The organism is Pseudomonas sp. R76 (assembly GCF_009834565.1).
GTDB lineage: Bacteria > Pseudomonadota > Gammaproteobacteria > Pseudomonadales > Pseudomonadaceae > Aquipseudomonas.
The window spans coordinates 4951099-4971706 of sequence record NZ_CP019428.1 but is presented as its reverse complement, the minus strand read 5'-3'; the positions used below and the strand labels follow the sequence as shown (position 1 = coordinate 4971706).

The window sequence follows — 20608 nt, the reverse complement described above, 5'->3', positions numbered from 1 at the left end:
CTATGCAAAAACGCAAAGGAATTATTTTGGCCGGTGGTTCAGGCACGCGCCTGCACCCTGCAACCTTGGCTATTTCCAAACAGTTGCTGCCGGTTTACGACAAACCGATGATCTACTACCCGCTGACCACGCTGATGCTGGCGGGTATTCGCGACATTCTGATCATTTCCACGCCACAGGACACCCCGCGCTTCGAGCAACTTCTGGGCGATGGCAGCAACTGGGGCTTGAACATTTCCTACGCTGTACAGGCGTCTCCGGATGGCCTGGCCCAGGCGTTTATCATCGGCGAGGACTTCATCGGTAATGACCTGTCTGCCCTGGTGCTGGGTGACAACATCTACCACGGCCATGATTTTAATGAGCTGCTCAAGAACGCCATGCTGCGTGAGGACGGCGCCAGTGTCTTCGCCTACCACGTGACCGATCCGGAGCGTTATGGCGTGGTGGAATTCGATGCCCAGGGCAAGGCGATCAGCCTGGAAGAGAAGCCGCTGCAACCCAAGTCGAACTACGCGGTCACCGGTCTGTATTTCTATGACCAGGACGTGGTTGAAATGGCCAAGAGCATCAAGCCTTCACCGCGTGGCGAACTGGAGATCACCGATCTCAACCGTCTGTATATGGAGCGCGGCAAGCTGTCGGTTGAGATTATGGGGCGTGGCTACGCATGGCTGGACACCGGCACCCATGACTCGCTGCTGCAGGCCAGCCACTTCATTGCAACGCTTGAGCATCGTCAGGGGCTTAAAGTGGCTTGCCCTGAAGAAATTGCGTTTCGCCAGAAGTGGATTGATGCCGAACAGTTGGAGAGGCTTGCGGTGCCGCTTTCCAAAAATGGTTATGGCCAATACCTCAAGCGTTTGCTGCATGACAAGATTTTTTGAAGGCCTGTGTGGAACGCGGCGCCCCGTGTCGCTGCCTTAAGGTTCAGTCGACCCGTAGCGCCGCCAAGCTGGCCCGATAACCTGTTGGAGACACCCTAAAGATGAGAGCCACTTCCCTCGTTATCCCGAACGTTATTCTGTTTGAACCGAAAGTTTTCGGGGACGAGCGCGGGTTTTTCTTCGAAAGTTTCAATCAGAGGGTTTTCGAGGAGTCTGTTGGAAGGCCAGTCCATTTCGTACAGGACAACCACTCCAAATCGGCCAAAGGCGTGCTGCGCGGCCTGCATTATCAGATCAAGCAGCCCCAGGGAAAGTTGGTGCGCGTGATACAGGGCGAAGTCTTTGACGTGGCCGTGGACCTGCGTAAAAGCTCGCCCACCTACGGCCAGTGGGCGGGTACGTACCTCAGTGAAAGCAACCGCGCCCAGCTTTGGATACCCGAAGGGTTCGCCCACGGCTTCGTCGTGCTGTCTGACAGTGCTGAGTTTCTGTACAAAACCACCGATTACTGGGCGCCTGAGCATGAGCGCAGCCTTGCCTGGAATGACCCTGACGTGGCCGTCGAGTGGCCGATTTCCGGGCCGCCTACGCTGTCGGCCAAAGATACCAATGCCGTCCGTTTTGCCCAGGCTGAAACCTTCGACTGATTGCCCGGCCTGTCAGGCATTACAGCGAGCCCACACCAGTTTGGGTGTGGGCGTTATCGCCTACAGCGCCTTGGCCAGTTTCCCCGGCCGCAGCACCAGCCACAACGCCCCCGCAATCAACACCCCGCCATACACATGCGCCATCGACAACGGCTCATCCAGCAGCAACGCGCCCCACAACACGCCGAACGGCGGGATCATAAATGTCACTGTCATCGACTTGACCGGCCCGATGGACGACAGCAGCCGGAAGTACAGGATGTAGGCAAACGCCGTGCACAGCAGCCCCAGCCCGAGCAATGACGCCCAGACCTGCCAGCCACCCCAGCTCGCAGGCGGATGGCTGATCGCGCTGTAGGCAAAAAACGGCAACAGAAACAGCGTGGCGCCAAGCATGCTGCCCAGCGCTGCGAGCCGGCTGTACAGCCCGCCGCGTTGATCCAGCCAACGCCGCGCGAGAAAACCGGCGAAGCCATAACAGGTGGTGGCCAACAGGCAGGCCAGGGCGCTCATCAGCAATTCCAGATCAAACGCCACCGGCCCGGCACGGGTCAGTACGCCCACGCCGAACAAGCCCAGGCTGACCCCGGCGATTTTCGACGGCGTCAGGCGTTCGTTGAAAAACAACCCGCCAATCAACACGCCCATCAACGGCGTGGTGGCGTTGAAGATCGCCGAGTAACCCGCCGGCAGCACTTGGGCTGCCACCGAGTACATGGTCGCGGGAATCCCGGAGTTGATCACGCCCAGCAGCAGGACGGTCTTGAATTTGCCCTGGAAATCCCAATTCACGCGCATCAGCGTGAGAATCACCAGCAAACCGGCGGCGGCAATCGACACGCGGAAAAACGCGGTCGGCACCGTGCCGATTTCCGGCGCGATAATGCGCATGAACAGGAAGCTCGCGCCCCAGATGGCAGCCAGCCCCAACAGGTACAGGGTGTCGACAGGTCTCACAAAACACGCCTCCATCAATAAGGCGGCGAGTGTTGCCTAGGGGCCTGCTCGACACAATCGCTAATTACAGGACAAACCGCGTCACCAGGCCGTTGAGGTCCACCGCCAGGCGGGACAGCTCCTGGCTGGCCGCCGAGGTTTGCGTCGCACCGGCGGCGGTTTGGGTCGACAGGTCGCGAATGTTCACCAGGCTGCGGTCAACGTCACGGGCGACCAGCGCCTGTTGCTCGGCGGCGCTGGCGATTACCAGGTTGCGCTCGCTGATCTGCGAAATAGCCGCGGTGATTTTCTCCAGCGCGCTGCCGGCGCTGTTGGCCCGTTGCAAGGTCTGGCCGGCGTGTTCGGCGCTGCTGTTGAGGGCGTCGACGGTGTCCTGGGTGCCTTGCTGGATCCCAGTGATCATCTGCTCGATTTCTTCGGTGGAGTCCTGGGTGCGCTGCGCCAGCGAACGCACCTCATCGGCAACCACCGCAAAGCCACGCCCGGCTTCGCCTGCGCGGGCGGCTTCGATGGCCGCGTTGAGTGCCAGCAGGTTGGTTTGCCCGGCGATGCCGCGGATCACTTCCAGCACTTTGCTGATGTCCTGGGCCTGTACCGCCAGCCCTTCGGCCTTGTTCGAGGCACCGAGCACCTCGTCCACCAGGTTTTGGATCGAGCTGATGGTTTCGCTGATCTGGTAGTGGCCGTGCTTGCTGTCTTCGTCGGAGGCCTTGGAGGCTTCGGCGCTGGACACCGCATTGCCCGCGACTTCATCCACCGCCGCGCTCATTTCGTTCACGGCGGTCGCGGCTTGTTCGATTTCATCGTTCTGCGCCTGCAGGCCACGGGTGCTCTGTTCCATCACCGAGCTCATCTCTTCGGCGGCGGAGGCCAGTTGCTGCGACGATTCGCTGATGCCGCGAATGGTGGTTTGCAGCTGTTCCTGCATGGCGGCCAGGGCGGTGAGCAACTGCGCCGGCTCATCATGCCCGCTGACCACAATCGGCTGGCTCAAGTCGCCAGCGGCAATGCTGCGCGCCACCGCCAACGCCTGGCCAATCGGCGTGGTGATGCTGCGGGTCAGCAACCAGGCCAGCAATAACGTGGCGATCAGTGCACTGACGATGATCAGGCCGACCACCCATTGCGCGTTGGAGTACATCTGTGCGGCCGCATCTGCCGCGTCCTCGACGCCTTTCTGGTTGAAGGTGATGATGTCTTCCAGGCTCTGATTCAGCACAGAGCCCTGGGGTGCAAGGCGGCTGGTGAGCAGGTCGATGGCGTCTTGTTGCTGGTCCTTGTCCACCAGCGCAACCATCTGGCCGACGATGGTCAGGTAGGTCGCTACGTTGCCTTTAAGTTTTTTCAACAGCTCGGCTTCGTCATCGCCACTGGTCAGGCCTTCGTGGCTTTTCAGCAGGCTTTGCAGCTCGGTGCTCTGGCGGGTGATCAGGCTTTTGCTGTTGTCGCGGATGCGTGACTCATCGGTGGTTGCCAGGCGCAAGGCTTCCAAGCGAATGCTGGCGACGTAAGCTGCGGCGTCGTGGATATTCTCGATGCTCGGCATCCACGATTCTTCGATGACCAGCGCGCTTTCCCGCAACTTGGCCATCTGGCCGAGGCCAAACATCCCGACGATCACCAGCATGCAGGCCAAAACCCCAAAACTCAGACTGGCGCGCAGACCGATCCGCATATTCCTCAATGACATCTTGATGCTCCTTAGGCGATTAGAACCTGTTCCCGGGTCGGTCTTCAGACCTTGTTAGGGTGGGAGAGGGCGCGCTATATATCAAAGTGCCATCAAGGTGGTAATCGGGGTTTCCCTTACGGTGTATCAATTCAGTTACATAAGCTGTGAATTCACACGAAGCCGGGTTTTTCCTGGTGGTAGCGTCAGGCCACGGCCTTGCGGGCCTTCGGCTAATGTCGGCGCGACTTGAGGGTACTTTTATTGACCGATTGGTCGAATTGTAAAAATTGAAAGTAAATGTACGATTTGAACAAAGTTGTACAACGCAGCCCGAAAAATCGTACTTCTCCTGCCTGCGTTCACTGGCTAAGCTCAGGGCTTCCAGCTACCCGTTCGAGGTTTTCGCATGTCGCAGTCCGCCCTTGCTATCGCCCGCATGATCCTCGACGGCTTCGACGATTACCGTGAGCATTTTCGCCAGATCACCATGGGCGCTCGCGAACGGTTTGAGCAGGCGCAGTGGCAACAGGGGCAAGCGGCATCGGCGGCGCGTATCAACTTGTATGAAGAAAAAGTCGCGCAAGTGACGGCGCGCCTGCGGGCTGGCATTGACGAGGCTGCGTTGCTGGACGTCGACGTGTGGCCGTTGGTCAAGAGCGCGTATATCGGCCTGATCGACGTGCGCCTCGACGATGAATTGTCTGAGACCTGGTACAACTCGATTTTCTGCGGCCTGTTCAGCCATGACCTGATCAGCGATGGCTGCATGTTCATCCACACCACGCGGCCGAGCCTGCGCCGCGCGCGCGCGGCGCAAACCCGTGTGTATAAGCCGGCGGGCGAGCTGGCGGCGATGCTTGCGCAGATCTTTGCCGATTACGCCTTCAGCGAGCCCTATGCGGACTTGGCGGCCGACCTGCGCCGCCTCGAAGCCCAGCTGCGCGAGAACCTGCCGGACTGGGTGTGCAAAGACCCGGACCTTAACGTCGAGCTGTTTTCTTCAGTGCTCTACCGCAATAAAGGCGCTTATCTGGTCGGGCGCATCTACACCCGCGATGAGCAATGGCCCCTGGTGATCCCGCTGCTGCACCGTGAAGGGCGCGGCATTCAGATCGACGCGCTGATCACCGACGAAGCCGACGTGTCGATCATCTTCTCGTTCACCCGTTCCTACTTTATGGTCGATGTGCCGGTGCCGGCGGAGTTCATCGGCTTTCTGCGGCGCATCTTGCCCGGCAAGCACATTGCCGAGCTGTACACCTCCATCGGCTTCTACAAGCACGGCAAGTCGGAGTTCTACCGCGCGCTGATCAACCACCTGGCCACCACCGATGATCAGTTCATCATGGCGCCCGGCGTGCGCGGCATGGTCATGAGCGTGTTCACGCTGCCGGGCTTCAACACCGTGTTCAAGATCATCAAGGACCGCTTTTCACCGTCGAAAAACGTCAACCGCGCCACCGTGATCGAGAAGTATCGCCTGGTCAAAAGCGTTGACCGCGTCGGGCGCATGGCCGACACCCAGGAGTTCGCTGATTTTCGCTTTCCCTTGAGCAAATTCGAACCCGAATGCCTGGCTGAACTGTTGGAAGTCGCCGCTGGCACAGTAGAAGTGGAGGGCGACACCGTGCTGATCCGCCACTGCTGGACCGAACGGCGCATGACCCCGCTCAACCTCTACCTCGACAACGCCAACCCCGCCCAGGTGCGCGAAGCCCTGGAGGATTACGGTTTGGCGATCAAGCAACTGGCGGCGGCGAATATCTTCCCCGGCGACATGTTGCTGAAGAACTTTGGCGTCACCCGCCACGGTCGTGTGGTGTTCTATGACTACGACGAAATCTGTTTTCTCACCGAGGCCAACTTCCGCCACATCCCCGCACCGCGCACGCCCGAGGATGAAATGGCCTCGGAGCCCTGGTACTCGATCGGACCGCTGGATGTGTTCCCCGAAGAATTCCCGCCGTTCCTGTTCGCCGACGCCGGCCAGCGCAAGCTGTTCGATGAGCTGCATGGCGAGTTGTACAACGCCGACTACTGGAAGGGCCTGCAGGAGGCGATTCGCGCTGGCAAGGTCATCGACGTATTCCCGTACCGACGCAAAGACCCGCTGTAAACGCATATTCCCGTGGGAGCGGGCTTGCTCGCGAAAGCGGTGTGCCAGTTGATAAATAAGGTGACTGATACACCGCATTCGCGAGCAAGCCCGCTCCCACATTTATATCGCCGTCTGCCAGATAAGCTGCTTTTCTGCCACACTTGCAGGCCGTGCATAAATAGACGCCCTCGTAAGTACCTGATGACCGACCAAGCGCCCACCATCGACCAACTGCTGAAAAACCTCGATCACGCCATGCTCGCCGACCGCCACCGCTTGCGGCGCCAGTTGCTTGAGCTGCGCAAGAAACCCGACGAGGAGAAGCTGGCGCAGTGGGTCACGCGCATGCAAGCGTCCTGCGCCCAGGTCACGGCGCGGCGTGCCAGCCTGCCGGTGATTCGCTACGACGACAGCCTGCCGATCGCCGCCAAGCGCGACGAAATCAAGGACGCGCTGCTCAAGCATCAGGTGCTGATCATCGCCGGCGAAACCGGCTCGGGTAAAACCACCCAGTTGCCGAAAATCTGCCTGGAAATCGGTCGCGGCCAACACGGCCTGATCGGTCACACCCAGCCACGCCGGATCGCCGCGCGCAGCGTTGCCAGCCGTGTCGCCGAAGAACTGGCGACGCCGTTGGGCGCGCTGGTCGGCTATCAGGTGCGCTTCGAAGACCAGAGTGATTCCAATACCCTGATCAAGCTGATGACCGACGGCATTCTGCTGGCGGAAACCCAGAACGACCGTTACCTGGAACGCTACGACACGATCATCGTCGACGAAGCCCACGAACGCAGCCTGAACATCGACTTCCTGCTCGGCTACCTGAAAACCCTGCTGCCGCGTCGCCCCGACCTGAAAGTCATCATCACCTCGGCGACCATCGACCTGGAGCGTTTTTCCAAACACTTCGACGACGCGCCGATTGTCGAGGTTTCGGGCCGCACCTTCCCGGTGGACACCTGGTATCGCCCGCTGACCCTGGAACAGGACGAAGAGGGCAACCGCGTCGAGGACGACCTGACCGTCGACCAGGCGATCCTTGCCACCCTCGATGAAATCGCCGCCTATGAGCGCAGCGAACGCCGCAGCCCCGGCGATGTGCTGGTGTTCCTGCCGGGCGAGCGTGAGATTCGCGACGCCGCTGACATGTTGCGCAAGGCCCAACTCAAGCACACCGAAATTCTGCCGCTGTACGCGCGCCTGTCACCGGCCGAACAGCAGCGCATTTTCCAGTCCCACCCAGGCCGCCGCGTGGTGCTGGCGACCAACGTCGCCGAAACCTCGCTGACCGTGCCGGGCATTCGTTATGTGATCGACAGCGGCACCGCGCGCATCAGCCGCTACAGCTACCGCGCCAAGGTGCAGCGCCTGCCGATCGAAGCGATTTCCCAGGCCAGCGCCAACCAGCGTAAAGGCCGATGTGGGCGGGTCGAGCCGGGCATTTGCATCCGCTTGTACAGCGAAGAAGATTTTATCGGTCGCCCGGAATTTACCGACCCGGAAATCCTGCGCACCAACCTCGCTGCTGTGATCCTGCAGATGCTGCACCTGCGCCTTGGCGAAATCACCGACTTCCCGTTTATCGAACCGCCGGATGGCAAGGCCATCAGCGACGGTTTCAACCTGCTGCAAGAGCTCTCGGCGGTGGACCGTAATAGCCAGCTTACGCCGCTGGGCCGCCAGCTGGCGCGCCTGCCGGTGGACCCGCGCATGGGCCGCATGTTGCTCGAAGCCGCCAAGCTCGGCAGTTTGCAGGAAGTGCTGATCGTCGCCAGTGCGATGTCGATCCAGGACCCGCGCGAGCGCCCACCGGAGCGCCAGCAGGCCGCCGACCAGGCCCACGCGCAGTGGAAAGATGCCGACTCCGACTTCGCCGGGCTGGTGAATCTGTGGCGCGGGTTTGAAGAACAACGCCAGGAACTGACCGCCAGCCCGCTGCGCAACTGGTGCCGCAAGAACTTCCTGAATTACCTGCGCCTGCGTGAGTGGCGTGATTCCCATCGCCAACTCAGCCTGATCTGCCGCGACATGCAGTTGACGGTGAATAAAGAGCCGGCGGATTTTGCCAAGTTGCACAAGGCGGTGTTGTCCGGCCTGTTGAGCCAGATCGGCCAGAAAACCGAAGACGGCGATTACCTCGGCGCGCGTCAGCGGCGCTTCTGGATTCACCCGTCCTCGGGCATCGGCAAAAAACGCCCGCAATGGCTGATGACCGCTGAGCTGGTGGAAACCACCAAGCTGTATGCGCGCATGGTCGCCAAGATCGATGCCGATTGGATCGAACCGCTGGCGGGGCACCTGATCAAGAAAAACCACTTCGAACCGCACTGGGAGAAGAAGCGCGGCCAAGTGGTGGCGTTTGAGCAGATCACCCTGTTCGGGCTGATTGTGGTGGGGCGCCGCCCTGTGCATTACGGGCCGATTGACCCGGTGGTGTCGCGCGAGCTGTTTATCCGCGAGGGCCTGGTGCGTGGCGAGATTCAGTCCCGGGCCAAGTGCCTGACGGCCAATCAGCAACTGCTGGAACAACTCGATGAGCTGGAAGCCAAGGCGCGCCGGCGGGACATCCTGGCGGACGAAGAAACCCTCTACGCCTTCTACGACGCGCGTTTGCCGGCGGAGATCCACCAGACCGCCACCTTCGACAGCTGGTACAAGGTCAACAGCCAGAAAGATCCGCAGCTGCTGATCATGCGCGAAGAAGACGTGCTGGCCCGCGAGGCCAGCGAAGTCACGGCCCTGCATTACCCGGACACCTTGCACCTGGGCGATCTGGAATTGGCGCTGAGCTACCACTTCGAACCCAACCACCCGCGCGACGGCGTGACCCTGCGCGTGCCGGCGCCGCTGTTGCCGGCGTTGCCGCCGGAGCGCCTGGAATGGCTGGTGCCGGGTGTGATCGAAGCCAAGTGCATCGCGCTGGTGCGCAACTTGCCCAAGGCGCTGCGCAAAAACTTTGTGCCGGTGCCGGATTTCGTCAAGGCGGCGCTGCAACGTATTGAGTTCGGCCAGGGTTCGTTGCCCCAGGCGCTGGGGCGCGAACTGCTGCGCATGACTGGTGCGCGGGTCAGCGATGAAGCCTGGGCCGAGGCGGCGCAGCAGGTGGAAAACCACCTGAAGATGAACCTGGAAGTGGTCGACGGCCAGGGCAAGTTCCTCGGCGAAGGTCGCGACTTGGCTGAACTGACCGCACGCTTTGCCGAAGCCAGCCAGGCCGCGTTGGCCGTGCCGCAAACCGCCAAAAGCCAGCAGCCGGTGGAGGCCAAGGTGTTTGCGGCGGTGGCCGAGAAAACCCAGCAAAAGATCGCGGGCCTGTCGATGACGGTTTACCCGGCGCTGGTTGAAGAAAACGGTACGGTCAAGGAAGGGCGTTTCTCGACCGCCGCCGAGGCCGAGTTCCAGCACCGCCGCGCCTTGCAACGCCTGCTGATGCAGCAATTGGCGGAGCCGGCGAAATTCCTGCGTGGCAAGTTGCCGGGGTTGACCGAGTTGGGCCTGATGTACCGCGAGCTGGGGCGCATCGATGCGCTGGTGGAAGACATTCTGCTGGCCAGCCTCGATACCTGCGTACTGGAAGGCGAGGCCAGCCTGCCGCGCGACGGTGCTGGCCTGGCCGCGTTGGCCGAACGCAAGCGTGGCGGCTGGACCGAACACGCCGAGCGCCTGGCGCGCCTGACCCTGGACGTGCTGAAGCTATGGCATGGCTTGCAGAAGCGCTTCAAGGGCAAGATCGACCTGGCCCAGGCGGTCGCCTTGAACGATATCAAGCAGCAACTCAGCAACCTGGTGTATCCCGGTTTTGTGCGGGAAACCCCGGCGCAGTGGTTCAAGGAACTGCCGCGCTTCCTCAAGGCCATTGAGTTGCGCCTGGAAAAACTGCCAAGCCAGGTGCAGAAAGATCGCGTGTGGAGCACAGAACTGGGCGGCCTCTGGGCGCAGTACCAGAATCGCTTGAACAAACACACCCAGGAAGGCAAGCGCGACCCGCAGCTGGAGCTGTATCGCTGGTGGCTGGAAGAATATCGGGTGTCGTTGTTTGCGCAGCAGTTGGGCACCAAAGTGCCGATTTCCGACAAGCGCTTGAGCAAGCAATGGAGCCAGGTGGAGGCCTGAAGCCCTCGCGGCTACCCGGGTATGTGGGAGCTGGCTTGCCTGCGATGGCATCCCAGTGGTTTGACTGATGCACCGCGGTATCTGCATCGCAGGCAAGCCAGCTCCCACATTCGGTATGGGGTTTATCCGGGAAGTGGCGCGAAAACTCCGAGGTTGTGGCAAACTTCGCGGTTATAAATGCCGGGATCGTCGTAATGGGCTGTTGCTCAGCCACGGCGCGAAGGAATAAAGCGTTGCCAGTTTGATGACCGCTGGACGGAATCGAACGACTTAAAGTTTGGTACGACGGTACCAATATCTTCTGCCTGACAGATTTAGAGGAACGACCGTGCATAACGTCGTCATCAGCGGCACTGGCCTGTACACCCCGGCCAACAGCATCTCCAACGAAGAGCTGGTGCAGTCTTTCAATACCTATGTGCAGCAGTTCAATACGGATAACGCGGCCGCTATCGAACGTGGCGAAGTGCAGGCACTGACCGAGTCCAGTGCGGCCTTTATCGAGAAGGCGTCGGGCATCAAGAGCCGTTTTGTCATGGACAAGGACGGCATCCTCGACCCGCAGCGCATGGCCCCGCGCCTGCCTGAGCGCAGCAATGACGAGTGGTCGGTGCTCTGCCAGATGGCCGTCGGCGCTGCCGAACAGGCCCTGCAACGCGCCGGCAAGACCGCCGCCGACATCGATGGCGTGATCGTCGCCTGCTCCAACCTGCAGCGCGCCTACCCGGCCATCGCTATCGAAGTGCAGGAAGCCCTGGGCATTGAAGGCTTCGGCTTTGACATGAACGTGGCCTGCTCGTCGGCAACCTTCGGTATTCAGAACGCCGCCAACAGCATCCAGCTGGGCCAGGCGCGGGCGATCCTGATGGTCAACCCGGAAGTCTGCACCGGGCACCTGAATTTCCGTGACCGTGACAGCCACTTCATCTTCGGTGACGCGGCCACTGCAGTGGTCCTGGAACGCGCCGACCTGGCGACCTCCGAGCACCAGTTCGACGTGGTGAGCACCAAGCTGCTGACCAAGTTCTCCAACAACATCCGCAACAACTTCGGCTTCCTCAACCGCACCGCGGAAGAGGGCATCGGCGCGCCCGACAAGCTGTTCGTGCAGGAAGGCCGCAAGGTATTCCGGGACGTCTGCCCGATGGTTGCCGAACTGATCGGCGTGCACCTGGAAGAAAACCAGCTGAACGTCGCTGACGTGAAGCGCTTCTGGCTGCACCAGGCCAACCTGAGCATGAACCACCTGATCGTGAAAAAGCTGCTGGGCCGCGAAGCCTCGGTGGAAGAAGCACCGGTGATTCTCGACACTTACGCCAACACCAGCTCGGCGGGCTCGGTGATTGCATTCCACACCTATCAGGATGATTTGCCAAAAGGTTCTGTGGCAGTGCTCAGCTCGTTCGGCGCGGGTTATTCGATCGGCAGCGTGATCCTGCGTAAACGCTAATATCGAGGCAGATTGCGGTCAATGTGGGAGCTGGCTTGCCTGCGATGACGATAGTGCAGCCACCGCCGCTATCGCAGGCAAGCCAGCTCCCACAGGTAGCGGATTTCCACAGCAGGATTGAGGTAAACGATGGCAGCAGCGGACGACACGCACCTGCTTGAACGGTTGCTCAAGGGCGAGCAGCGGGCCTACAAGGAATTGGTCACCACCTACCAGAGCGCCATGCGCGCAGTGGCTTATGCCATCGTCGGCCAGCGTCACGCCGATGAAGTGGTGCAGGACGCCTGGCTGTCGGTGGTGCGCAACCTGGCCAAGTTCGAAGGGCGCTCCAGCCTCAAAACCTGGCTGCTGACCATCACCGCCAACTCCGCCAAAGGCCGCTACAAACAGAATCGCCGGGAAGTGTTGCTCGACGATTTGCCTTCGCCCCACGGCACCATTGGTGATGACCGCTTCGTCCCCGACGATGGCCACTGGGCCGTCGCACCTTACGCCTGGCACCAGGACACCCCGGAAGCGCTGCTGACCGAGGATGAGTTGCGCAAATGCCTGGAACATACGTTGCTGAGTTTGTCAGAGCTGCAAAGCAGCGTGCTGGTGCTGCGCGAACGCCAGGGATTGGAGTTGGAGGAAATCTGTAATCTTCTGACGTTGTCGCTCTCCAATGTCCGTGTGCTGTTGCATCGAGCACGGCTTAAAGTCTTCGCCACGGTGGAGTATTTTGAGGAAACGGGCGAATGTTGACCTGTAAAGAACAAGTGGCACGTTCCAGTGACTATCTCGATGGGCAATTGACCTTTCGCGAGCGTCTGCTGGTGCGTCATCACTTGATGTTTTGCCCTAACTGCCGGCGATTTATCCGTCAGATGCGCCTGATGCAGGCGACGTTGAAGATCATGCCGGAAGAACCGGTCAAGGATGCTGATGCGTTGGCTGATCGGCTGGTGGCCGAGCGGCTCAAAGATCAGTAAAGGCGGGAATATTGCAGGCTCGTGTGGGTGAGTCGAACGGATAATGGGGGGCGACCCACCCACACAAGGCTGTTGAAACCACCTCGGGCCGTCCTGGCCCAAGGTTTATTGCACACCCATTAGAACTTGGCTTCAGCATCCAATTGCAGGGTGTTGGTGTTGGCGTCACGCTGCGTGCGGCTGGCGTAGTCTGCCTTGGTCAGGAAGTACGTGGCACCGAGGGCGAAGTTCTTGTCGATGTCGTAGCTGACCTTCATCTTGTGACCGCGCGAACCGGTGGTGCCGTTGGCGAAGTCCGAATCGGTGAAAGCGCCGACCACGGCGTTACGCTGGATGTCGCGGTAGTTGTAGTCCAGGTTGAAGCCGAACACTTTGGACTTGGCGCCGATCAGCCAGGCGGTGTCCTGGTCGGTCACGGCATCGTTGTTCTTCACGTATTGGCCGTAGAACGCCAGCGGCACTGCCAAGCCACCGATGTCAGCCTGGGCGAACCCTTCATACAGGCGGAACTGGTTGTCGGCCGAGTTGCCATTGACCGCCAGTGCGCAAGGCGTGGTGGTGGTTGTGCAACGGCTGTCCTTATCGTTCTGGTAGGCGTAGACGCTGCCGCCCAAGGTCATTTTCAGGTTGTCGGTGACCGAGAAACGCGTGCCCAGCTGGCCGGACGTCAGGCGCAGGTCGTGGCGAAATTGCACGCCGTCGCCATCGACGTTGTCCTTGAGGTTGTAGTTACCCAGGCTGCCGAACAGCTCGGCGCTGCTGCCCAATGGGTATTTGTAGGTCAGTGCCAGGCCTTCCGGGTTGATATCGCTGTCCCAGATTACGTCGCCCATGTTCACCCACGGCTGCAGCATCTTGCCGCCGATCACGTGCAGGTTCTTGATCTGGTCCGGGTGGTAGTCGATGTAGCCGAGGTCCAGCCAGATCGACTTCTTGTCGAAGTAGTTGTCCTGGTCCTGGTTGGTGGAGCGCGCGTCGTCGCTGCTGCCGGTGGCGATACGAATGCCGGTGTCGACCTGCGAGTTGATCTCGGTGTAGGCGCCCAGGCGGGCACGGATGCGCTGACGGTCCTTGTCGCGGCCACCGTTGTTGGATTCGCCCTGGATCTTCACGGTTTCCTGACGGAAGCGCACGTCACCCTTGAACTGGGTCTTGGCGGCCCAGGCCAGCTTCTGGTCGAAGCTGCTCAACTCGTTGGTTTTTTTCGCGGTGGCCGCGATCTGCTCGTTGGTCTCTTGTTGAGCTTGCTGTGCGATCTGCTTTTCTTTCTGGTCCTTGGCCAATTCCGCTTGCAGTTCGGTGTACTGCGCAGCGGTGATCTGGCCGTTGGCCTTGAGCATGTCGAGCAATTTAGCGTCGACTGCAGCGCTGGCCTGACCGCTCAGGGCCAGTAACAGGCCGCCGCACAGGACCGCCGCAGTTTTAGTGGAAGCAAGACGCATATCAATCTCCGAAAGTGAGGAGGGATGGCAAACCATCCAGGACACAACCGACCGATGACGGACGGAAAGTAGCCGCCTGCTAGAACCAGGCGCTCTAAAAACAGGCGTCAGTATCACGATCACTTATGACGGTGAAGTGGCTAAGTGATGTCATGTAGATGACAAAATATTTAGAAATGGAACTATTGGTTTTGGGGCTTGTGGCGCGATTTGAAGATGTGTATTGCCTGGCGATAAGCGATACTCGCGAGGCTTTCACGCCCCGATGTAGTGAGGATGCCGATGCCGTTGCAACGCCTGGACAGCCTGTCCGAAATCGCCCCAGAGGTTTGGGATGCCCTTGTGCCGCAGGCCCAGCCGTTTGTGCGGCATGCGTTCCTGAGTGCGCTGGAAGACAGCGCCAGCCTGGGCCCGCATTCGGGCTGGCAGCCTGAGCACTTGCTGCATTGGGAGGGCGATCGCTTGGTGGCGGCATTGCCCGGTTATCGCAAATGGCATTCCTACGGCGAGTACGTGTTTGATCACGGGTGGGCGGATGCCTGCGAGCGCGCCGGTATCGACTACTACCCCAAGTTGCTCACGGCGGTGCCGTTCAGCCCGGTCAGTGGGCCGCGCTTATTGGCGAGGAACGCCGAGGACGGTTTTGAGCTGCTGAACAGCCTGCCCGGCTACCTGGAAATCGAAGGGCTCTCCAGTGCCCATATCAACTTCACCGACCCGTTGGCCGACGCAGCACTGGCGACGCAGCCGGGCTGGCTGCAGCGGTTGGGCTGCCAGTTTCATTGGCAGAATCGTGGCTATCGCGACTTCCAGGACTTCCTCGACGCCTTGAGTTCGCGTAAGCGCAAACAGATGCGCAAAGAGCGCGAACAAGTCGCCGGGCAGGGCATCGAGTTCGAATGGCTGCAAGGCCATGAGCTGAGTGAAGCGCAGTGGGATTTTGTCTACGCCTGCTACGCCAACACCTACGCCGTGCGCCGCCAGTCGCCGTACCTGACCCGCGCGTTTTTCAGCGTGCTGGCCGAGCGCATGCCCGAGGCGATTCGCGTGGTCCTGGCCAAACAAGGCACACGCCCGGTAGCCATGGCCTTCAGCCTGATCGGTGGCGACAGCTTCTACGGGCGTTATTGGGGTTGCCTGGCGGAATTCGACCGCCTGCATTTCGAAACCTGCTTCTACCAGGGCATGGACTACGCCATCGCCCACGGCCTGCAACGCTTCGACGCCGGCGCCCAAGGCGAGCACAAGTTGATTCGCGGGTTTGAGCCGGTGATCACGCGTTCATGGCATTACCTGCGCCATCCGGGCTTGAAACATGCCGTCGAGGATTTCCTCGAGCGCGAGCGCGTGGGGATTCTGGCGTATGCCGAAGAGGCGAGGGCAGCCCTGCCTTATCGGCAGGGCTGAACCCGTTTGCCTCAGGCCGAGTCCTCCTTGCCCAGCCATCGATAGGTCACGCCGCCGATCACTGCGCCGAGGATGATCAGTAAATCAATGATGCTCCCTGCAGATTTACTTCAGCGCCCGACTGGGCACTGCTTTGATTGAAGCAGGCTTTGTGGGCAGGTCCAGGCCATAAAAAAGCGCCAGGGCCTAATGAATAAGCTGTCTGACGCTGTTAAGTGTGGGAGCTGGCTTGCCTGCGATTGCAGTGTGCCAGGCAGCCAATTGGGTACTGACACTGCGCTATCGCAGGCAAGCCAGCTCCCACAGGGTCCAGCGGTGTCAGCCTCAGTCGATGCCGACAAACCCGCCGGTCTGGTGCTGCCACAACCGCGCGTACAACCCGCCATGGGCGAGCAGCTCGGCATGGCTGCCGGTCTCGGCAATCTGGCCTTTTTCCAGCACCACCAGCCTGTCCATCCGCGCGATGGTCGACAACCGGTGCGCAATCGCAATCACGGTCTTGCCTTGCATCAGGGTTTCCAGGCTTTCCTGGATCGCCGCTTCGACTTCCGAGTCCAGTGCCGAGGTGGCCTCGTCCATGATCAGGATCGGCGCGTCCTTGAGCAGTACTCGCGCGATGGCGATGCGCTGGCGTTGCCCGCCGGAGAGTTTCACCCCGCGCTCACCCACATGGGCATCCAGCCCGGTGCGGCCTTCGGCGTCCGACAGCAGCGGGATGAACTCGTCGGCGCGGGCCTTGTGGATGGCGGCGTTGAGTTCCTCATCGGTGGCGTCCGGCTTGCCGTACAGCAGGTTGTCGCGGATCGAACGGTGCAGCAGCGAAGTGTCCTGGGTGATCATCCCGATCTGTGCGCGCAGGCTTTCCTGGGCGACCTCGGCGATGTTCTGGCCGTCGATCAGGATGCGCCCGCCTTGCAGGTCGTACAGGCGCAGCAGCAGGTTGACCAGAGTCGACTTGCCTGCGCCGGACGGGCCGATCAGGCCGATCTTTTCCCCGGCTTTGATGTTCAGGTTCAAGCCACCAATGATTCCGCTTTTCTTGCCATAGTGAAAATCCACCTGCTCGAAGCGCACTTCGCCATGGGGCACGTTCAGGCACGGCGCGTTCTCACGGTCGGTCACTGCCAGCGGCGCAGCGATGGTTTTCAGGCCGTCCTGCACCATGCCGATATTTTCGAAAATGCCGTTGACCACCCACATGATCCAGCCGGACATGTTGACGATCCGAATTACCAGGCCGGTGGCCAGGGCAATCGCACCGACCGAGATCAACGATTGCGTCCACAGCCACAACGCCAGGCCGGTGGTGGTAACGATCAGCAGGCCGTTGAGGATGGCAATGGTCACGTCCATGCTGGTCAGCACGCGGGCGGCCAGCTGGGTTTTTTCGGTCTGCTCGATGATCGCTTCCTTGGCGTATTCCTGCTCATTTTGCGTGTGAGCAAACAGCTTCAAGGTGGTGATGTTGGTGTAGCCGTCAACGATACGCCCCATCAACTTGGAGCGCGCCTCGGAGGAAATCACCGAGCGCTCTTTCACGCGCGGCACAAAGTAACGCAAGGCCAGGCTGTAGCAGATGATCCAGGTGATCAGCGGAATCATCAGCCGCCAGTCAGCCTCGGCAAACAGCACCAGGGCACTGATCGCGTAGATCGACACGTGCCAGATGGCCTCCGCCGTCGCCACCGCCGAGTCGCGCAGCGAGTTGCCGGTTTGCATGATGCGCTGGGCGATGCGCCCGGCGAAGTCGTTCTGGAAGAAATTCAGGCTCTGCTTAAGCACGTAGCTGTGGTTCTGCCAGCGGATCAGGCTGGTCATGCCGGGGTTGATGGTCTGGTGCACCAGCAAGTCATGCAGGCCGTTGAAGATCGGGCGCAGCAGCAGGGCGACCACGGCCATCCAGATCAACTCGGCGCTGTGAACCTGGAAGAAGTCGGCGGGCGGCGTGCCTTGGGCCAGGTCGATGATGCGGCTCAGGTAGCTGAACAACGCCACTTCGATCAGCGCGCCGATCAGGCCGACCACCAGCAAGGCGGCAAAGCTCGGCCACACTTGGCGCAGGTAGTAGAGGTAGAAGGGCAGGACTTTGTCGGGCGGGGCGTCGCTGGGCGCGGCGCGGAAGATGTCGATCAGTTGTTCAAAACGACGATAGAGCATTAGGTTGACGCCCGCCTGGCGGGCTCTCCTGTTCAAATGCGCGCGTGGCCTTGTGGGCCACGCGCGGAGCTACCTGCAGACCTCAGTCGATGCGCTTGGCCGACTTGATCACAACAGGATCGATAGGCACGTTCTGCATGCCCTGCTTGGTGGTGGTTTGCGAGTTGACGATCACGTCGACCACATCCATGCCTTTGACCACTTTGGCGAACACGGCGTAACCGGCGTCGCGGCCTGGGTCGAGGAACGCATTGTCGGCCACGTTGATGAAGAATTGGCTGGTCGCCGAGTTCGGGTCATTGGTGCGTGCCATCGACAGGGTGCCGCGCACGTTATGCAGGCCGTTGCTGGCTTCGTTCTTGATCGGCGCTTCGGTTGGCTTTTGCGACATTTGCGCGGTGAACCCGCCGCCCTGGACCATGAAGCCCGGGATCACGCGGTGAAAAATGGTGTTGGTGTAGAAGCCCTTGTCGACGTAGGCCAGAAAGTTCTTGGTGCTGATCGGTGCCTTGACCGGGTCCAGTTCGATTTCAATGTCGCCGTTGGTGGTGGTGATCAGAACGTGGGGTGCCTTGGCGGGCTCGGCAGCCATCAGGTTGGCGGCGAACAGTACGGAACCGGCAAAGAAGGCGATTTTTTTCAGCATGGGTCAGTGATCCTGGGTAGTGGTTTCGACTGTCTTTAGAAAATCGAGCAAGGTAGCGTTAAAGACTTCGGGTTGATCCAAGGGTGTGGCGTGGCGGGAATCTTCGATCACCACCAGCCGCGCATCGGGCAGCAGTTTTACATAGATTTCTTTCTGCGCCACGGGCGTGTAGTCATGGTCGGCGCTAATGACCAGGGTTGGACAGGAAATCTTCGAAAGTTGTTCCTGTACGCCCCAGCCCACAATCGCGTCGAAGCTGGCGAGATAAGCACGTTTGTCGTTTTTTGCCCAGCGTTCGGCCATTTTGCGGCGCAGGGCGGCCTGGTGCGGTTTGGGGAACAGTCGGTCGCCGAGCGCCTTGCCGATGGTGGCCATGCTGAGTACGCGCGCCAGGCTCCAGCGCTTGGCCCACTGCCAATAGTCATCGGCGCTGCGCACCTTGACCTCGGGCGCGCTGTTGACGATGCACAGGCTCTTGAGCAGTTGAGGTTCGTCCACCGCCAATTGGAAGGCGATCATGCCGCCCATGGACAAGCCCACCACATGGGCGGGCGGCAGGTTCAGGTGTTCGATCAAAGCGAGCAGGTCAAAGGTGAAACCCTTGATGCTGTAGCGTTCTCGCGGTTTGTCGGAGCGACCATGACCGCGCACATCCACCACAATCAGGCGGTAGTGGCGTGCCAGCACGGGAATCTGCAACTCCCAATCCTGGCAGCTGGAGCCCAGGCCGTGGATCAGGATCAGTGGGCTGCCGTGGCCGTATTCCTCGTAATGCAGATTGCAGCCTTCATGGTCGAACCAGGCCATGGGTGAACTCCGTTTCAGGCTTGCTCAGGCGCGGCAAAAGGCGCGTCCAGGGGAGCGGTGTCGAAGGTGCGCAGCAATTCCACGAGAATCTGCGTGGCTGGGCCCAGGGGTTTGTCCTTGTTCGCGTACAGGTAAAACGTCGGGTTGCGGCTGCCGCCCTTTTCCAAGGGTAGCTGCTTGAGCAGGCCTTCGTTGAGCTCACGCTCGATCATGTGCCGGGGCAACCAGGCAAAGCCCAGGCCGCTGCTGACGAAGGTGGCGGCGGTGGCCAGGCTGCCGACGGTCCAGCGCTGTTCGGCCCCGAGCCAGCCCACGTCCCGTGGCTGCTGGCGGCCGGAGTCGCGAATCACCACCTGCATCTGACTCTCCAGGTCCTGGAAACTCAACTCGCGGTTCAGGCGATGCAACGAGTGATCGGGGTGGGCCACGGCGATAAATTCCACATCGCTCATTTCCGTCCCCAGGTAGCCAGGGATGATGAACCCGCTGATCGCGAGGTCAGCCATGCCGTCCATCAACAACTCTTCCACGCCCGACAATACTTCTTCGCGCAGGCGCACGCGGCAGCCTCGGCTTTGCGGCATAAAGGCGGTGAGGGCACGCACCAGGCGTGCATTCGGGTAAGCGGCATCCACCACCAGGCGTACTTCGGCCTCCCAGCCCTGTTCCATGTGGTGGGCAAGGTCTTCCAGTTGGCTGGCGTTTTTCACCAGTTGGCGCGAGCGGCGCAGCAGCACTTCACCGGCTTCGGTGAGTACCGCTTTGCGCCCGTCGATGCGCAGCAGCGGCACGCCGAGCTGGTCTTGCATGCGCGCCACGGTGTAACTCACCGAGGATTGCGAGCGGTGCAGCGCTTCAGCCGCCTGGGCGAAGCCGCCATGGTCGACCACGGCTTGCAGAGTGCGCCATTGATCGAGGGTAACGCGGGGCGCTTTCAAGATGAGCTCCTCTTGTCCTAAGCTGGCGGTCCTTATTGGAGACTGCCGAATGAGAAAATTCTGTTGTGTATTGCTGGCGCTGCTGCCGATGAGCGCGTTTGCATTCAGCACCGATGTGACGAAAGACATTCAGGGCGTGAAGATCGATTACAGCGCGTCGGACGTCGACAGCAATATCAGTTCGATCCAACTGACCAACTACGGCTCCAATGATGCGGAGTGCAAGGTGCGCTTTACCAACGGCCCGGAAGCCCCGCGCACTCGCAAAGTCACGGTTGCGGCGGGGAAAACCACCAACACCACGGTCAATTTCAGCCGCGCCATTATCAAAATGCGTATCGCACTGACCTGCACCCCAAAATAAGCCGACAGCGGAGCATGCCCACAGCAATACTCCGCTTATAAACAAATTTCTA

The 20608-nt window shown here is 60.6% G+C and carries 16 protein-coding genes; 9 read left to right on the top strand and 7 right to left on the bottom strand.

The features are described from left to right. The first annotated feature begins 2 nt into the window (after window positions 1-2). Together rfbA and rfbC are read left to right on the top strand one after the other, a co-directional pair. Complete coding sequence (gene rfbA / locus PspR76_RS22315) at window positions 3-887, top strand: glucose-1-phosphate thymidylyltransferase RfbA (protein ID WP_159958796.1); 885 nt, start codon at window positions 3-5, stop codon at window positions 885-887. A 101-nt stretch (window positions 888-988) separates the two neighbouring features. After that, window positions 989-1534: a dTDP-4-dehydrorhamnose 3,5-epimerase gene (rfbC, locus tag PspR76_RS22310; protein ID WP_159958794.1), complete on the top strand. Its 546-nt coding sequence runs from the start codon at window positions 989-991 to the stop codon at window positions 1532-1534. A gap of 60 nt (window positions 1535-1594) precedes the next feature. Here rfbC and PspR76_RS22305 read toward each other — a convergent pair whose 3' ends face one another. Continuing rightward, complete coding sequence (locus PspR76_RS22305; protein WP_159958792.1) at window positions 1595-2491, bottom strand: DMT family transporter; 897 nt, start codon at window positions 2489-2491, stop codon at window positions 1595-1597. Window positions 2492-2555: 64 nt separating this feature from the next. Beyond that, the gene (locus PspR76_RS22300) at window positions 2556-4118 is read right to left on the bottom strand and encodes a methyl-accepting chemotaxis protein (protein WP_442966829.1); all 1563 of its coding nucleotides are present in this window, start codon (window positions 4116-4118) and stop codon (window positions 2556-2558) included. A 451-nt stretch (window positions 4119-4569) separates the two neighbouring features. Here PspR76_RS22300 and aceK point away from each other — a divergent pair, with 451 nt between their 5' ends. The 5 genes from aceK (at window position 4570) to PspR76_RS22275 (ending at window position 12795) form a co-directional block, all read left to right on the top strand. Then, complete coding sequence (gene aceK / locus PspR76_RS22295) at window positions 4570-6279, top strand: bifunctional isocitrate dehydrogenase kinase/phosphatase (protein WP_159958788.1); 1710 nt, start codon at window positions 4570-4572, stop codon at window positions 6277-6279. A gap of 183 nt (window positions 6280-6462) precedes the next feature. Beyond that, window positions 6463-10374, top strand: coding sequence for an ATP-dependent RNA helicase HrpA (gene hrpA, locus PspR76_RS22290; RefSeq protein ID WP_159958786.1), 3912 nt, complete (start codon window positions 6463-6465; stop codon window positions 10372-10374). Window positions 10375-10702: 328 nt separating this feature from the next. Further along, complete coding sequence (locus PspR76_RS22285) at window positions 10703-11824, top strand: beta-ketoacyl-ACP synthase III (protein ID WP_159958784.1); 1122 nt, start codon at window positions 10703-10705, stop codon at window positions 11822-11824. Between the two features lie 129 nt (window positions 11825-11953). Beyond that, window positions 11954-12568: an RNA polymerase sigma factor gene (locus PspR76_RS22280; RefSeq protein ID WP_159958782.1), complete on the top strand. Its 615-nt coding sequence runs from the start codon at window positions 11954-11956 to the stop codon at window positions 12566-12568. Beyond that, window positions 12562-12795: an anti-sigma factor family protein gene (locus PspR76_RS22275; protein ID WP_017134841.1), complete on the top strand. Its 234-nt coding sequence runs from the start codon at window positions 12562-12564 to the stop codon at window positions 12793-12795. Before PspR76_RS22280 ends, PspR76_RS22275 begins: the two co-directional genes overlap by 7 nt. Before the next feature lie 119 nt (window positions 12796-12914). On the opposite strand, the gene PspR76_RS22270 is transcribed toward PspR76_RS22275, so the two are convergent. After that, window positions 12915-14237, bottom strand: a complete 1323-nt coding sequence (locus PspR76_RS22270; protein ID WP_159958780.1) for a putative porin — start codon at window positions 14235-14237, stop codon at window positions 12915-12917. Window positions 14238-14519: 282 nt separating this feature from the next. On the opposite strand from PspR76_RS22270, the gene PspR76_RS22265 reads away from it, so the two are divergent. Next, on the top strand, window positions 14520-15644 hold the full coding sequence (locus PspR76_RS22265) for a GNAT family N-acetyltransferase (protein WP_159958778.1): 1125 nt from the start codon (window positions 14520-14522) through the stop codon (window positions 15642-15644). A gap of 324 nt (window positions 15645-15968) precedes the next feature. Here the strand turns inward: PspR76_RS22265 and PspR76_RS22260 are convergent, their stop codons facing one another. The 4 genes from PspR76_RS22260 to PspR76_RS22245 form a co-directional block, all read right to left on the bottom strand. Continuing rightward, entirely contained in the window at window positions 15969-17801 is a 1833-nt protein-coding gene (locus PspR76_RS22260; RefSeq protein WP_159958776.1) for an ABC transporter ATP-binding protein, read from the bottom strand. Between the two features lie 82 nt (window positions 17802-17883). After that, entirely contained in the window at window positions 17884-18447 is a 564-nt protein-coding gene (locus PspR76_RS22255) for a peptidylprolyl isomerase A (RefSeq protein ID WP_016979352.1), read from the bottom strand. 3 nt (window positions 18448-18450) lie between these two features. Next, on the bottom strand, window positions 18451-19254 hold the full coding sequence (locus PspR76_RS22250) for an alpha/beta fold hydrolase (protein ID WP_159958774.1): 804 nt from the start codon (window positions 19252-19254) through the stop codon (window positions 18451-18453). Between the two features lie 14 nt (window positions 19255-19268). Further along, a complete protein-coding gene (locus tag PspR76_RS22245; RefSeq protein ID WP_159958772.1) occupies window positions 19269-20192 on the bottom strand; it encodes a LysR family transcriptional regulator in 924 nt (307 codons plus the stop codon). Between the two features lie 49 nt (window positions 20193-20241). On the opposite strand from PspR76_RS22245, the gene PspR76_RS22240 reads away from it, so the two are divergent. Beyond that, on the top strand, window positions 20242-20556 hold the full coding sequence (locus PspR76_RS22240; protein WP_159958770.1) for a 3-phosphoglycerate kinase: 315 nt from the start codon (window positions 20242-20244) through the stop codon (window positions 20554-20556). Window positions 20557-20608 lie beyond the last annotated feature (52 nt).

Coding starts and splice junctions, on each gene's coding strand:
- rfbA (WP_159958796.1), top strand. CDS start 3: ATGCAAAAACGCAAAGGAATTATTTTGGCCGGTGGTTCAGGCACGCGC.
- rfbC (WP_159958794.1), top strand. CDS start 989: ATGAGAGCCACTTCCCTCGTTATCCCGAACGTTATTCTGTTTGAACCG.
- PspR76_RS22300 (WP_442966829.1), bottom strand. CDS start 4,118: ATGCTGGTGATCGTCGGGATGTTTGGCCTCGGCCAGATGGCCAAGTTG.
- aceK (WP_159958788.1), top strand. CDS start 4,570: ATGTCGCAGTCCGCCCTTGCTATCGCCCGCATGATCCTCGACGGCTTC.
- hrpA (WP_159958786.1), top strand. CDS start 6,463: ATGACCGACCAAGCGCCCACCATCGACCAACTGCTGAAAAACCTCGAT.
- PspR76_RS22280 (WP_159958782.1), top strand. CDS start 11,954: ATGGCAGCAGCGGACGACACGCACCTGCTTGAACGGTTGCTCAAGGGC.
- PspR76_RS22275 (WP_017134841.1), top strand. CDS start 12,562: ATGTTGACCTGTAAAGAACAAGTGGCACGTTCCAGTGACTATCTCGAT.
- PspR76_RS22270 (WP_159958780.1), bottom strand. CDS start 14,237: ATGCGTCTTGCTTCCACTAAAACTGCGGCGGTCCTGTGCGGCGGCCTG.
- PspR76_RS22265 (WP_159958778.1), top strand. CDS start 14,520: ATGCCGTTGCAACGCCTGGACAGCCTGTCCGAAATCGCCCCAGAGGTT.
- PspR76_RS22260 (WP_159958776.1), bottom strand. CDS start 17,801: ATGCTCTATCGTCGTTTTGAACAACTGATCGACATCTTCCGCGCCGCG.
- PspR76_RS22255 (WP_016979352.1), bottom strand. CDS start 18,447: ATGCTGAAAAAAATCGCCTTCTTTGCCGGTTCCGTACTGTTCGCCGCC.
- PspR76_RS22250 (WP_159958774.1), bottom strand. CDS start 19,254: ATGGCCTGGTTCGACCATGAAGGCTGCAATCTGCATTACGAGGAATAC.
- PspR76_RS22240 (WP_159958770.1), top strand. CDS start 20,242: ATGAGAAAATTCTGTTGTGTATTGCTGGCGCTGCTGCCGATGAGCGCG.